This is a genomic window from Herbihabitans rhizosphaerae, from assembly GCF_004216555.1.
Lineage (GTDB): Bacteria > Actinomycetota > Actinomycetes > Mycobacteriales > Pseudonocardiaceae > Herbihabitans > Herbihabitans rhizosphaerae.
This window is the reverse complement of sequence record NZ_SGWQ01000009.1, coordinates 1-14028: the sequence shown is the minus strand read 5'-3', so window position 1 is coordinate 14028 and position 14028 is coordinate 1. Positions and strand designations below refer to the sequence as shown.

The window sequence follows — 14028 nt, the reverse complement described above, 5'->3', positions numbered from 1 at the left end:
TATTCCCTCCCGAAATGATTACTGCTGCTGCGTTTGCTGTGCTTGCTGCTTTGCCGGAACTCGTCCACTGAGAACCCAGATCGCCATGAGGAGTTCCGCCGCGGCGATGACCAACAGGACCACGGTGAGTACCTGGTAGCTGCCCGCGACGATGATCCAGCCACCGATGAGCGGAAAGCCGTAGACGCCGATGAAATAGGCGAGGCTGAAATACCAGAGCGCCCAGTGCCGCAAGTCGGCCGAGACCTTGTTCGCCGCCTGCGCCTGAATCAGCGGATAGACGAGACCGTAGGTGACACCGAGCAGTGCCGAGCTGATGCTGTAGACCGCCACGTTGTCGCCGACGAACAGGAAGATGATCAGCGCGGCGCACATTCCGGCGAGCAACATCGCCGAGGTGCGCGCCGGATCGCCGTTGCTGATCCACTTGCTGACGGTGAACCGCGGAATGATGACGCCCGCGGTGTAGGAGATGAAGAAGTACGCCGAGTCGAGGCCGCGGCTGTCGGCAAACGTGGTCTGGTACGTGTTCATCGCGGTGAACACGCACGCGCCGAGCAGAACCATCAGCAGGAACGGCCACGCCGGCGAGGTCAGGACCTCACGAATCGGGCCGAGAACACTGCCCTCGCGCGTTGCCGTGCCGTTCTCCCGGCGTTCCTCGGAACGATTGTTGCCGCGGACCAGAATCACGAATGCCACGACCGACGCCACGCTGAGCGCGGCGGCCAGTCCGAACACCGTCCGGTACTCCACCCCGGAGCCGACCAGCCGGTTGCCGATCACCGGCGTGATGCCCATGCCGAGCGCGTTGAAGCCGGCCAGCACGAGGAAGTAGAACCCGCGCTTCTCGGGTTCCACCCAGGAGGAGATGACGATCGGGGCGGCCGTGAAGAACAGCGCCCACCCGGTGCCCAGCAGTACGCCGGCGCCGAGCACCACCGGCTGGTACGCGGTCAGCGAGATGGCGAGCGTCGCCACGGCGTAGCAACCCGATCCGATCGCGGCCGCGATGCTGGGCCCGATCCGCTGCGCGAGCCGGCCGGCCATGACCAGCGAGCCCACCGCGCCGATCGCGCCGCACCAGTAGACGAGACCGGCGTCGGCCTCGTTGCCTCCGGTGGACTTCACGTACGCGGGCAACAGCAGCGTCAGCCCGTAGGCGCCGGCGATCGCCAGACAGCCGGCGTACAGCACGAAGAACCCGGTGCGCCGCTGCCTGCTCGGCGCCGGTTCTGGTGCCGCTGCCGGTGCTTCCGGTGCCGACTGCTGATCAGACATCGCTGGTCGCTCCCGTCTTCTCGGATACGGACTCCGCGAGGTCGGCGTTGTTCAGCGACTCGGGCAGGCATGACGCGAGGTCAGCGCGACTGATCGTGGTGAACGTGGGTAGTGCCGGCGTCCACGGCGCCGTGCGGATGGGGAAGTGGGCGAGCGTCGGTTCGCCGGAGTGGCCGAGGCTGCGCCACAACTCGCCGGCGAGGTCCGGCATGATCGGCGAGCTCAGCAGGGCAAGCCCCTTGAGCCACCAGTAGGCGTCTTCGGAATTGCTCGGCGGCGTGCTGTGCACCCATTCCCGAATCGAGCGGGCCGCGGTCGCGGTGGAGACGTGGTGCGCGTCGAGCGCCTTCTCCTGCCGGTCGAACAGCAGCGCCAACTCGGTCGCCATGGTGCCGCCGATGGTGTGCTCAGGCGTCATCCCCTGGCGGATCTTGCCGGCCGCGATCTCCGCCTTCGCGGTGAGCGCGGTCGCCAGGTCGTTGTTGTGCGTGTCGATGAACTCGCTGACATTCAGGCTCGCCGGTTCGTCCTCGGGATTGACCAGCGCGAGGAAGTAGCGGATCGAATCGACCGGAACGGTGGGCACCTTGGTGATGTCGTTCACCCAGATCGCGTGGCCGCGACTGGTGGAGAACTTCTGGCCCTCCAGGTTGTACAAATGGTTCAGGAGCAGCCGGTCGAACGGTTTCACGTCGCCGTGTGCCATGGCGCCGCCGAGCACCGATGCCAGGCCGGAGACGAGGTTGTCGGTGCCACAGCTCGCGGTCGTCAGCACGTCGGAATCGAGGGCGAACGGATAGTCGACAGAATTCATTTCCGCGTACACCTGGCCGCAGTACAGCGAATAGGGCAGCAGCGACGTGTAGGAGAAGAGAACGCGCTCCTCCGAGTCGATGGGCACGCCCCAGGTGCCTGGCGTGGTGAGCCGGACCAGGTTTCCGTGTCGCTGCATGTACTCGCCGACCCGGTTGATCAGGTCCGGCGGAATTCCGGCGTCGACGAGCCTGGGCAGCAGTTCTGGCTTGTCCGGAATCCGAATGAAGACGCTCTCCACCGTTCGCCATTCGATCGGTCCGGTGTTGAACCGGGGCTGCGGCGAGAGCAGCGACTCCGGGCGGAGGTGCCCGCCACAGCGTTCGCACAGGTAGTTGGCCACTTCGGCGAGGCAGTCCGGGCACCGGCCGGAGAGGAATCCGCCGACCATGTACAGGCCGTCAGCGGGGCTGTATGGCACCTTCTCGCGGACGATCTCGACCTGCCCCTTGTCGATCAGGTGCTTCGCGAACCCCTGGTGGAACTGGTGGTAGGACTCCCGCCACTCGGGCTCCAGCGGATTGATGAACGCGTCGACCTGGATATTCATGCTCTCCAGGTCGTCGAGAATGAGTGCGTGGTAGTGCTGGCAGATGTCGAAACGATTCCCGCCGTCCTTCTGGGCGGACAGCGAAATGTAGGAGTCGTACGCGTCGGTGCCGAAGATCACCGCCACGTCGTCGCCGCGCCGCCGGACATGCCGCGCCAGCACGTCCATACGCAGGAATGGGCCGGCGATGTGTCCGAGGTGAAGTCTCCCGTTGGGGGTGGGCATGAGCGGGACGATCAGGTGGCGGCGGCGATTCTGCGCTCGCTCCCATGGCGCGATCATTCTGGACTTCCCTGGTCACTCGTGTTGGTCATGGCTGTGTCGGGCGTGGCTGTGTTGGGCATGGCTGGGGCCCCCGACAATTCGAGGGCCTTTTCGGCGATCGCGGGCGCGAGGCGGAAACCGGAACCGGAACACCCACCGGCCAGCACCACGCGGGGATGGTCGGTGACCCGCCGGATCAGCGGGACCCGGTCGACGCTGTAGCCGTCGCACCAGACCCGGCCGCCGCGCACGGCCCGCGCGAACGACGGCGCGTACCGGTGCAGCGTCTCGAACGCGCGGCGCCGGTCGTCGTCGTCGATCGTCAATTCCTCTTCGCGAGGACGAACGTCCCATTCGCGGGACGCGAAGCTGAACAACCACCGGCCCTCGGCCTGCAGCGGCAGGAGAAAAGCGTCCTCGTCGGGAAAGAGCAGAGCCGGCGCGTCGGGCCGGGGGCGGCGTTCGATGTGCAGCGCCGCCACCTTCTTGACCCGTATTCCGGTATTCGTGATGCCGGCACAGCCGTCGGCGATCCACGGTCCGGTGGCGAACACCACCTGATCCGCGGCGACCTCGATGCCGCCGCCGAACCGCAGCATCGTCGTCTCGTCCCGGCCGAAGACACCGGCGACCCGCATTCCGGCCCAGGAGGCGAATCCGGTGGACTTCCGCGATACGGCGACGAGCCGTTCCGCGACCGTCCGCACCGAACCGCAGTATCCGCCGGCCGTCATGCGAAGGAGCGTCTGCTCGTCGGAAACGACGAGATCCGGGTAGTTCTCCCGAACCAGTGTCGATTCGTCGTCGGTCGCCGGCCGCAATTCGGTTCCCTCGACGCGCTTTTCCAGTGCGGCCACCCGACCGGCGTCGACCACGGCGAAGACGTCCAACTGCCGCACCGGCAGATCCGGCATGCTCTCCCGGAGTTCGCCGTAGATCGCGGTACCTCGCCGGACGAATTCGCGGTGGTCTTCCGACCCGACGAGCGGCACGTCGAATCCCGCGGAGAACGCGGACGCGCCGTTTCCGACGAGCCCCTGGTCCACCAGCAGGACCCGCGCGTCCGGCCGCCGATCGGTGGCGAGAAACGCCGTCATCGTGCCGACGATTCCCGCCCCGACCACGACCAGGTCGAACTGATCAACCTTCGCCGGCTTCAACGGCCTGCTCCTTGTTCGCGTCCCACCACACCGAGAAGAAGACGAAATCGTCGTCTGATTCGTTGAATACCTGGTGTGGCACGTGCGGAGCGATGGCGATGATGTCGCCGGGTGTCAGCGTCAGTTCCTCGTCGCCGAGCGTCATGCGTGCGGTCCCGGTCGATGCGAGCCAGCATTCCGTGACGGCGTGCTTGTCGACCGGGGAGTGCGCGCCAGGGTCCACGACGATCCTGGTGGCCTGGAATGGCGCGCCCTGGGTGGCCGATCGAGCGAAGTCGACCTCAATGACCGACAGTCCGGGTGCGTATGGTTCCTCGGGCAGAAATGGTGCAGTCATCGGTGGCCTCCGTGGTCCGGGTCAGGCGGCGCTGCCGCGGTATTCCGACAGGGACGTGGCGGGCTTCTGCATTTCCCAGTCGATCGCCGAGTCGCAACTCTCGGTGTCGTACAGCGGATATCCGAGGATGTCGTTGAGAATCTTCGCGCTGCGCCAGGAGAGCAGGCTGAGGTTCGGATCGGCGATGCCGCGGGTGTGCCGGGCACCGTTCTGCAGATAGATCCGGTTCTCGCGCGGACCGTCCCAGTGGACGGCGTAGTTCTCGTCGATGTCCAGCAGATCGTTGGTCGTCGCCAGCCGGTCGCGCACCGGGTCGAGGAAACTCGGAATGGCGAAGCGGTATCCGGTGCAGAGGATGACGACATCGGCGGTCACGGCGTCGACCGCGCCCGAGATGCTGTTGCGGAGATCGACCTGCCAGTACTGGCCGTTGTTCACGACCGCACCCAGTTCGTGTCCGGGCATCAGGGACGAAGTCGGCCCCGGCCGGTGCAGGCACTGGATCTCGTACAGCCGCTTGTACACCTTGTTCAAGGTGTCCATGTCGATTCCGTCGCTGGCCAGCGTCTGCTGATTGAGCAGCGTGGACTTCATGTCCTCCGGCAGCGCGAAGAAATGCTGGATGTAGTTCGGGAAGAACAGCTCGTTGATGAACGGCGAGTCGTCCAGCGGCAAGAAGTTCGACCGCCGGCTCGCCCAGGTGACCGATCCGGCGCCGCTGCCGTCCAGATTCAGCAGGTCCAGGAAGATCTCAGCACCGGTCTGACCGCCGCCGACGACGAGCACGTTCTTCCCGGCGAGGCCGGACCGGACGTTCAGGTAGTCGCTGGCGTGGATCATGGTCGGGCCGAGGTGCGGCCGGCACTGCTCAGGTGTCGCCGGCGCGAGGCCGACCCCGAGCACGACGTTGCGGGTGCGGACGCTGGTCGACGAGGTGGTGACCTCGAAGACACCGGGACCGTCGAGGAACTCGACCGAGTCCACCGCGTTGCCGAAGTGCAGCCCCGGCAGTCGCTTGCTGGCCCACCGGAAGTAATCGTCGTACTCGGCGCGCAGCACGCAGTCGAAGCCGGCGGTGAGGAACCGGTACAGCCGCTTGTGATGGGCGAGGTACGCGAGGAACGACGACGGATTGGTCGGATCGACGAGTGTGACCAGGTCCTTCACCGGTGACACCTGGATCGTGGCGCCTTCGAGCATCAAGCCCGGGTGCCACCGGAATTCCTTCTTCTTGTCGAACGACAGACCAGTGAGCTGAGGAACCCCCTCCGCAAGAGCGGCCAAACTCAGGTTCGCTGGTCCGATTCCGACGCCGACATAGTCGACAACGGCCCTATCGCTGTCCACTGTGACGTAGCCACCTTTCGTGGTTTCGTGGAGATGACCCCTGTGTAACGCACACCATTAAGCCAATCTGTTCACAGGGGTGGTGGCCAGGAACTCAGGGGGAACTCTGCCGGCAGCCTGAGTGCACAGTGCCGGTCGTTGTGCCGGTGTGGGTGACACCAGGTAGGGGACACCTAGGGAATACCTAGTGCACCACTGGAGAACGCGCCGACGGGGTCAGTCCTTGCCGGCCCGAGGCGGGATGGCCGCCATCTTGCCGAGGATCTCCCGCTCGCCGGGAACGTGCCCGATCTCGCGTTGGATGGCCACCGCCCGGTGAAAGTTGGCCGCGGCCTTTCTCGGCGCGCCGAGCGCCAACTGCACCTGCGCGAGATTACTCAACGAGATCGCTTGCCCATGCCGGTCCCCGGTTTCCTCGCGAAGCGTCAGCGCCCGCTTGAGATAACCCAGCGCGTCGTGCGGGCGCCCGATCCGGCGGTGCAGGTCGCCGAGCAGGTCGAGGCTGTCGGCCTGGCCGGCCTTCTGCCCGATCCTGCTGCGGATGTCGAGGCTCGCCTCCAGCATCGCGAGCGCGTCCTCGATCTCGCCGGTCTGGCCGAGCGCGTCGCCGAGGACGCTGCGGGTGGCCGCCTCGGCGAACAGGTCGCCGACCTCCTTGCACACGGCGAGTGCCTGGTTGAGCCAGTCGATCGCCTCGTCCCAGTGCGCGCGTTGCAATGCGACCGCACCGAGGTTGGTCATCGTGCGCGCCTCGGCATGCCGTTCGCCGACCTCGCGGACGATCTCCAGGGACTGCAGCAGGCACGTTTCGGCCTCGGCCGCCTCGTGTTTCTGCAGATGTGCGCTGCCGAGATAGTTCAGCAGCCAGCCTTCGGCCGAACGATTTCCCAGCCGCCGTGCGCTGTCCAGCGCGATGCGGTGCGTCTCGAACCATTCCGTCCAGTGCGATCGGCGCTGGAAGAATCGCCACATTATGGTCGGCAGGCGCCAGGCGATTTCGTGGAATCCGTCGGACGACGCCAATTTTGTGGCCGTCACGATGTTGTCGAGTTCCGTTTCGCACCAATTGAGCGCGGAATCGTGGTCGGCGAAGGTCAGCTTCTCGATTCCCATCGCCCGCAACTCGGCCGGATCGACCCGCGCCTTTCTGCGCGCCGGCTCGATGACGGCGATCGCCTCGGCGGCGGTGTGCAGGTACCAGGTCAACAGGCGGCGCAGTGCGTCCCGCCGGGTGGTCGCCGGATCCTCGTGGCGCGTGCGCTCGGCGGCGTAGAGCCGCAACAGGTCGTGGAACCGGTACCGGTCGTCGCCGGCCGACTCGATCAGGCTCGCGTCGACCAGTTCCTCCAGCGCCGGCGCGATCTCCGCGACCGGGCAGTCCAGCAGTGCCGCCGCGGCCGGCACGCTGATGTCCACGCCCGGCCACACACCCAGCAGCCGGAACAGGCTCGCTGCCGTGGTGACCACCACCCGGTTGCGGATCGCGAAGGCCGTGTAGCTGACCTCGAAGCTGGCCCGCACGTGCAGGTCGCCGACGCTCATCTCGTCCAGCCGGTGCCGCTCGTCGGCGAGCCGGGCGGCGAGCCCCGCGATCGTCCAGGTCGGGCGGGAGGCCAGCCGCGCGGCGACGATCCGGATGGCCAGCGGCAGCCCGCCGCAGACCTGCAGGATCTCCCGCACCGCGGCCGGCTCGGCGGCGGCGCGCTCCGGCCCGACGATCGTGTGGAACAGCTCCGCGGACTCGCGATCGTCCAGCGCCTGCAGGCTTCTCGGCCGCCCGGCCTCGAGATCGGCGAGACGGTTGCGGGTGGTCACCAGCACCGCGCAGCCGGGGCTGCCCGGCAGCAGCGGGCGGACCTGGCCGGCGTCGGCGGCGTCGTCCAGCACGATCAGCACCCGCCGGCCGGACAGCAGCGTGCGGTACAGCCCGACCAGCGTCGCCTCGTCCACCGGCAGCGCCTGCGCGTTGATGCCGAGATCGCCGAGGAACCGGGACAGCACCCGGGACGGCGCCAGCGGCTCGGCCGAGGTCCCGCGCAGCTGGGCGAACAGCTGCCCGTCCGGAAAGTGCTCGGCCACCTGGCCGGCGACGTGCACCGCGAGCGCGGTCTTGCCGAGCCCGCCGGCTCCGGTGATCGCGGCGACCGGGACCGTCCGGCCCGCGTCGACCAGACAGTTCCGCAGCTCGGTCACCAGCTGCTCGCGGCCGGTGAAGTCGGGCAGGTCGGCGGGCAGCTGAGCCGGACGTGTCTGCCACACGGTCGTTGGCTCCGTTTCCTGCGTGCTCGGAGCGACGTGGCTGTGTGCCGCGGACAGGAGCTCGGCGCGCGCCGGTTCGTCGAGGCCGAGTGCGTCGGCGAGGGCGCGGACCGAACGGCCGTACGGCCGGCTCGTGCGACCGCTTTCCAGATTCCGGATGGCGCGAACACTCAGCCCGGAGCGCTCCGACAATTCTTCTTGTGACAACCCGGTGGCAACCCTGAGATGTCGTAATAGCGCACCAAAGGATCCACGGCTGCTCAACTCCCGGCGCATCGAGCACCTCTGCGCACGTGGTGGGCGGGGATCACCGTTCGAATACTAACGGTTACCGACCCGTAGCGCCCGTCAGATGTTGCGAACGCCTCGCCACCACGCATCAGACAAATCGGTCTGGCAGCCGGTAGGACAAATCCGGCTCGACCGTCGCCACATCGAGTTGAGCTTTCTGCAACTTCCCGGAGAAATCCCAGTTCATCGATTGCCATCGGGTGAACTGGTCGAGAACCCACACACCGGACTGCCTGCTTCCGTTGCCGGAGCGTCCATTTCCGCCGAACGGCAGGTGTGCCTCCGCACCGGACGTGGAGTTGTTGACGCTGACCATCGCCGCGCCGACGCGCTGCCGGAAACGGAACGCGGTCGCCGGATCGGAGGTGTAGATCGAGGAGGACAGGCCGTAGCCCGACGCGTTGGCGAGGTCGATCGCCTCGTCCAGCTCCCGATAGGTGGTCAGGCACACCAGCGGGCCGAACGTCTCCTCGAGGAACAGGCGATCGGTCCGCCGCACGCCGTCCACGATGACCGGGTGGTAGTAGAAACCACTGAGGTCGCCCTGGAAACCGGCGCGCGGGTTGTCCTCGGTGATGCGCCCGATTCCGGTCGATCCGCGCACGGTGTGGTGCTCGTCGATCCACCCCAGAACCGATTCGAACGACTCGGCGAACCGGTCGTTGAGTAATGGGCCGTACAGCACGTCGCCGGTCGGTTCGCCGATCACCGCGGCGTTGACCTCTTTGTCCAATCTGTCCACGAACTCGTCGCGCACGTCCTCGTGCACGATCAGCGTGCCGAGCGAGGTGCATCGCTGGCCGGCAGTGCCGAAACCGGAGAACAGCGCGCCTTCGACGGCCAGGTCGAGATCGGCCCGCGGCGTGACCACCATCGGATTCTTGCCGCCCAGTTCCAGGCACGGCGTCTGCAGGTGCCGGCCGCACAATTCGCCGATCCGCTCGCCGACGGCGGTCGAGCCGGTGAATCCGACCTTGTCGACGACACCGGCTTCGAGTGCTCGGGAAAGGCCCTCGAACGTGTCGTCGCCGGTCGCGAACACGAGATTGAGCACCCCGGACGGCAGCCCGGCGCGCCACACCAGCTCCGCGAAAGCCCGCGCGCTCGCCGACGCGTACTCCGCGGGCTTCCAGACGACCGCGTTGCCGCAGAGCAGCGCGGGGACGAGGTACCAGGACGGCACGGCCACCGGGAAGTTGCCCGCGGTGATCACCGTGGTCACGCCGACCGGGACGCGGAAGGTGAACAGCTGCTTGTCCGGCATCTCCGACGGCACGGTCTGGCCGTAGAGCCGCCGGCCCTCGCCGAGGAAGAAGTCGCAGGTGTCGACGATCTCCTGCACCTCGCCGAGCGCCTCGGGCAGTGGCTTGCCGTTCTCCCGGGTGACCAGCGCGGCCAGTGCCTCCTTGTTGGCCTCGACCAGCCGTCCGAGGTTGGCCACGATGCGGCCGCGGACCGGCGCGGGCACCAGTGCCCAGTCGGCCTGTGCGGTCTTGGCCGTGCGGCAGGCCTGCTCGATGGCCTCCGGCGGCGCGAGCCGGACCCTGGCCACCAGATCGCTCGGCCGAGCCGGGTTTCGCGACTCGTACTCGGGACCTTCGGTGAAGGCCGGCTGCCCGGCGATGAGGGAGTACAGCTCGGTGGTGTTGATCATCGACGTGTGCTCCACCACTCCAACATAGGACGTCACGCCCTGCTTGGGGAGAACTATTCGTAGGCAGTTGCAAGCATCTGGTGACAGCCCCATGCTGGCAACTAACCTGAGCGCATGTCACCTCTAGCCATGCACATGAGCGACGGGTTGCTGAACGCCGGCACCTCGGTCCTGTTCGGGGCCGTCGCGGTGATCGGCGTCGCGGTCGCCATGGCGGGTTCACGACGCGACCTCGACGACCGGACGGCACCACTCGCCGGACTCGTCGCGGCGTTCGTGTTCGCCGCCCAGATGCTCAACTTTCCCGTGCTGCCAGGGGTTTCCGGCCATCTGCTGGGTGGCGCGCTGGCCGCGATCCTGGTCGGACCGTGGGTCGGCGCGCTGTGCGTGACGATCGTGCTGGTGATCCAGTCGCTGCTGTTCGCCGACGGCGGGCTCACCGCGCTCGGCGCGAACGTGACCAACATGGCGCTGATCGGCACTGTGGTCGGATACGTGGTCGCGGTCGCCCTGCGCGGGCTCGCCCGTCGGTCCCGCGCCGGTCTGGTCGGGGTGGCGTTCGTCGCGGCCTTCGTGAACACCGTGGTCGCCTCGGCCGGCTTCGTGCTGGAGTTCGCGATCGGCGGCGACGCGGGCGGCGTGTCGTTCGGCGGTGTGGCCGGCACGGTGCTCGGCGTGCACTGTCTGATCGGGATCGGCGAGGGCGTGATCACCGCGCTCACCGTCGGCGCGGTCGCCTCGGTCCGGCCCGATCTCGTGTACCTGTTGCGCGGCAACGAGAAGCCGCTGGAGATCCGCGAGGGAGCACGGCATGAGTGACGCCAAACGCCGCGGTCTGACGGTGTTCTTCGCCGGGTTCGCGTTCGTCGCGCTGGTGCTCGCCGGCGCGGTGTCCTACCTGGCCGACTCCGACCCCGACGGGCTCGACCACGCCACCCAGAAGGGCTGCACGGTGTCGGAGGTGGACGGCAAGGAGCAGCTCGACGGGCAGTGCGTCGCGCAGTCCGCCAAGGACCACGCGCTCGCCGACGGGCCGATGGCCGACTACAAGCCGGGCGGGTCCGACGGGCTCACGGGCCTCGCCGGAGTGGTCGGCGTGGTGGCCACGTTCGCCGTCGCCGGTGGGCTGTTCTGGTTGCTGCGCAAGCGATCCGACCGCCCAGAACCGTCCTCGGAGACATGAGCGCGCACGCTCTGCACCGACCGGGCGACACGTCCGCACACCTCCTCGCGCCGCAGATCAAGATCGTCTCGACGTTCCTGTTCGTGGTGTGCGTGGTGGCCACGCCGCGCACCGAGTTCGCCGCGTTCGGGGCGTATCTCGTGGTGCTCACCGGCGTGTGGGTGATCGCGCGGATCCCGCCGCGCTGGCTCGCCCCGCGCGCGCTGATCGAGGTGCCGTTCGTGGCGCTTGCCGTACTGCTGCCGTTCGTCGGTGGCGGCACGCGGACGGACATGCTCGGGGTGAGCGTCTCGGTGGACGGCGCGCTCGCCGGGTGGAACATCGTGGCGAAGGGGACGCTCGGCGTGCTGGCCTCGCTCACCCTCGCGGCGACCACCTCGCCGAGTGAGATTCTCCTTGGCCTGCAACGATTGCGTGTGCCCAAACTGATCATCACGGTGGCCACCCTGATGCTGCGCTACGTCGAGCTGATCGCCGCCGAGGCGCGCAGGATGCGACTGGCCCGCATCGCGCGCGGGCACGATCCCCGGTTCCTCTGGCAGGTCGGCGCGACCGCGCGTGGGATCGGCACGCTGTTCGTGCGCACCTACGAGCGGGGGGAGCGAGTGCACCTGGCGATGCTGTCGCGCGGGTGGACGGGCGCCATGCCGGAGCCGAACCCGCCTCGGGTGTCCACAGTGGACTGGCTGGCCGGGCTGGTGCCGGCGGGTCTGGCGGCGGCGATGCTCGTGGGAGCGCTGTGGGCGGGCTGAACCGCCGGCCGCCCGCGCTGCGCGTGCACCGGCTGGCCTACGCGTATCCGGACGGGCGGCAGGCGCTGTTCGGGGTGGACCTGCGGGTGGAGCACGGCGAGCGGGTGGCCGTGCTCGGGCCGAACGGCGCCGGCAAGACCACGCTCGTGCTGCACTTGAACGGCGTGCTTGCCGGCGGTTCCGGGACGGTCGAGGTCGCGGGCCTGACCGTGGAGAAGGCGCACCTGCGGGAGATCCGCCGGCGGGTGGGCGTGGTGTTCCAGGATCCGGACGATCAACTGTTCATGCCGACCGTGCGGCAGGATGTGGCGTTCGGGCCGGCGAACTTCGGCGTCACCGGTGAGGCGCTGGACGCGCGGGTGGCCGGCGCGCTGGCCGACGTCGGCATGTCCGAGCACGCCGACCGCTCGCCGATGCACCTGTCCGGCGGGCAGCGGCGACGGGTGGCCCTCGCGACTGTGCTCGCCTGTGACCCGGAGATCCTGGTGCTGGACGAGCCGTCGGCTAACTTGGAGCCGGTCGCCCGGCGGGAGCTGGCCGAGGTGCTGCTGCGGCTGGACCGCACGACGCTGATGGTCACGCATGATCTGCCGTACGCGGCGCAGCTGTGTCCGCGCAGCGTGCTGATCGACGACGGTGTGGTGGTCGCCGACGGGCCGACTCGTGAGCTGCTCGCCGATACCGAGCTGCTCGCGCGCCACCGCCTCGAACTCCCGTACGGATTCCGGCTGGACTAGCGCGAGTCCCGCGCTGTGCATCGGCGAGTCCCGCGCCCTGCACCCGCGAGTTCCACGCTCTGCACCGCGAGTCCCACCGTCGTGATTGCGAGTCGCACCGTCGTGGGGGCTTGGGGTGTGGCGGCGCGGAATTGTGCGGGCCGATACTCACAAGTCAAGGGCGCCTTCGGCGTCGGCTTCGCCGACTCACCCCTGGCGGGGTTCGCCCTGGACTTGCGAGCCTCGATCGGCCCTAACGGCAGGCGAACATGGGGCAGGCCGGGGGCCTGCCCCATTTGTTCCGCGCCGCCACCTTGCTCCTATTGTTCACCCCATAGTGGTCGATCGAATTCGGTAGAATACAAGTATGAGGGGACAACAACTAATCGAGCGGCTACGCGAAATCGAAACCGAGTCGCGGCAGCTCGACTACGAACGGCTCCAGGTCGTTCACGAAATCGATGAGCTAGGTCTTGCGAAAGAAATGGGGTGCTACTCCACGGCGTCGTTTTTGCGGGATGCTGTGCGGATCTCACCCGCTGATGCGCGGCGAAGGGTGGCTGATGCGAACGCGTTGTTCGGGTCGACCACGTTGACCGGGCAGCCGATCGAGGCACAGCTACCCCTCGCGGCGAAAGCGCTCGCCGAGGGGGTGATCAGCCGCGATCACGTGCAGGTTGTGCGCACCACGATCGACAAACTTCCGGCCGGGCATCACGCCGAGGTCGAGCAACTGCTGGTGGAGGAAGCCACCCGGTTCGAGCCCGTGACACTCGGCAAGATCGCACTCCGAACACGAGCACACCTGCAACTCGAACAGGTTGTCCTGGAAGAACAAGCCGCCCGTAAGCGCATGGAATTCTCCATGGTCGAAGACATCGACGGCACCATCCTCCTACGTGGGCGGCTGTCACCCGAGTGCGCCGAAGTTCTCAAAGCCGCGCTCTCGCCGTTGGCGAAACCCGCCGGGAAAGACGACGACCGATCAGCCGCACGCAGGTGGGCCGACGCACTCATCGAGTTGGCCCACCGCATCCTCAACAGCGACACACTCCCGCAGGACGGCGGACGACGGCCACACCTCGCGATCACGATTTCTTACGAACAACTCCGCGACCAGATCGGACTCGGCCGAGGCGACTTCGGGGCACTCATCACACCACAAGCCATTCGCCAGCTTGCCTGCGACGCTGGGATCACACCCATCGTGCTCAACAGCGAAGGCAAGCCCCTCGACGTCGGGCGCGAACAACGAACCGTCACAGCCACCATTCGCGCCGCACTCATCGCCAGAGACAAAGGCTGCAGCTTTCCCGGCTGCGACCGGCCACCCGAGTGGCAATACCGCTAAGTTAAGCTGCTCGTCTCTGTAGTTTGATGGTTGGCGGTCCGGTATGTCGAATGCCGCGTTCTGTTGGTTT

Annotated in this window: 12 protein-coding genes and 1 pseudogene; 5 read left to right on the top strand and 8 right to left on the bottom strand. The window is 67.5% G+C overall.

Annotated elements, in window-relative coordinates; genetic code table 11:
- Positions 1 to 18: 18 nt before the first annotated feature.
- From EV193_RS23555 to EV193_RS23525, 8 genes and pseudogenes are all read right to left on the bottom strand, one after another.
- Positions 19 to 1281: an MFS transporter gene (locus EV193_RS23555; RefSeq protein WP_130346525.1), complete on the bottom strand. Its 1263-nt coding sequence runs from the start codon at positions 1279 to 1281 to the stop codon at positions 19 to 21.
- Positions 1274 to 2869 carry a class I tRNA ligase family protein gene (locus tag EV193_RS23550; protein ID WP_207222777.1) on the bottom strand — a complete coding sequence of 532 codons (1596 nt, stop codon included), beginning with the start codon at positions 2867 to 2869 and terminating at the stop codon, positions 1274 to 1276. The genes EV193_RS23555 and EV193_RS23550 overlap by 8 nt, the downstream gene beginning before the upstream one ends.
- 53 nt (positions 2870 to 2922) lie before the next feature.
- Positions 2923 to 4068: an NAD(P)/FAD-dependent oxidoreductase gene (locus tag EV193_RS23545; protein ID WP_130346521.1), complete on the bottom strand. Its 1146-nt coding sequence runs from the start codon at positions 4066 to 4068 to the stop codon at positions 2923 to 2925.
- Positions 4049 to 4405, bottom strand: coding sequence for a cupin domain-containing protein (locus tag EV193_RS23540; RefSeq protein ID WP_130346519.1), 357 nt, complete (start codon positions 4403 to 4405; stop codon positions 4049 to 4051). Before EV193_RS23540 ends, EV193_RS23545 begins: the two co-directional genes overlap by 20 nt.
- Before the next feature lie 21 nt (positions 4406 to 4426).
- Complete coding sequence (locus EV193_RS23535) at positions 4427 to 5752, bottom strand: lysine N(6)-hydroxylase/L-ornithine N(5)-oxygenase family protein (protein WP_130346517.1); 1326 nt, start codon at positions 5750 to 5752, stop codon at positions 4427 to 4429.
- A 216-nt stretch (positions 5753 to 5968) separates the two neighbouring features.
- Positions 5969 to 8011, bottom strand: a complete 2043-nt coding sequence (locus tag EV193_RS23530) for an ATP-binding protein (RefSeq protein ID WP_242613614.1) — start codon at positions 8009 to 8011, stop codon at positions 5969 to 5971.
- Positions 8012 to 8080: 69 nt separating this feature from the next.
- Positions 8081 to 8287 (bottom strand): annotated as a pseudogene (locus tag EV193_RS34800) (helix-turn-helix domain-containing protein); the annotation flags it as partial.
- A 103-nt stretch (positions 8288 to 8390) separates the two neighbouring features.
- Positions 8391 to 9971: an aldehyde dehydrogenase family protein gene (locus tag EV193_RS23525; protein ID WP_242613613.1), complete on the bottom strand. Its 1581-nt coding sequence runs from the start codon at positions 9969 to 9971 to the stop codon at positions 8391 to 8393.
- A gap of 99 nt (positions 9972 to 10070) precedes the next feature.
- On the opposite strand from EV193_RS23525, the gene EV193_RS23520 reads away from it, so the two are divergent.
- The 5 genes from EV193_RS23520 to EV193_RS23500 all read left to right on the top strand — a co-directional run bounded on the left by EV193_RS23520 (position 10071) and on the right by EV193_RS23500 (position 13958).
- The gene (locus tag EV193_RS23520; protein WP_130346513.1) at positions 10071 to 10775 is read left to right on the top strand and encodes an energy-coupling factor ABC transporter permease; all 705 of its coding nucleotides are present in this window, start codon (positions 10071 to 10073) and stop codon (positions 10773 to 10775) included.
- Positions 10768 to 11139 carry a PDGLE domain-containing protein gene (locus EV193_RS23515; protein ID WP_130346511.1) on the top strand — a complete coding sequence of 124 codons (372 nt, stop codon included), beginning with the start codon at positions 10768 to 10770 and terminating at the stop codon, positions 11137 to 11139. The genes EV193_RS23520 and EV193_RS23515 overlap by 8 nt, the downstream gene beginning before the upstream one ends.
- Positions 11136 to 11891 (top strand): cobalt ECF transporter T component CbiQ, encoded by a 756-nt coding sequence (cbiQ, locus tag EV193_RS23510; RefSeq protein WP_130346509.1) that lies wholly within the window; start codon positions 11136 to 11138, stop codon positions 11889 to 11891. Before EV193_RS23515 ends, cbiQ begins: the two co-directional genes overlap by 4 nt.
- The gene (locus tag EV193_RS23505) at positions 11879 to 12628 is read left to right on the top strand and encodes an energy-coupling factor ABC transporter ATP-binding protein (RefSeq protein ID WP_207222776.1); all 750 of its coding nucleotides are present in this window, start codon (positions 11879 to 11881) and stop codon (positions 12626 to 12628) included. Before cbiQ ends, EV193_RS23505 begins: the two co-directional genes overlap by 13 nt.
- A gap of 346 nt (positions 12629 to 12974) precedes the next feature.
- On the top strand, positions 12975 to 13958 hold the full coding sequence (locus EV193_RS23500) for a DUF222 domain-containing protein (protein WP_130346507.1): 984 nt from the start codon (positions 12975 to 12977) through the stop codon (positions 13956 to 13958).
- Positions 13959 to 14028: the final 70 nt, after the last annotated feature.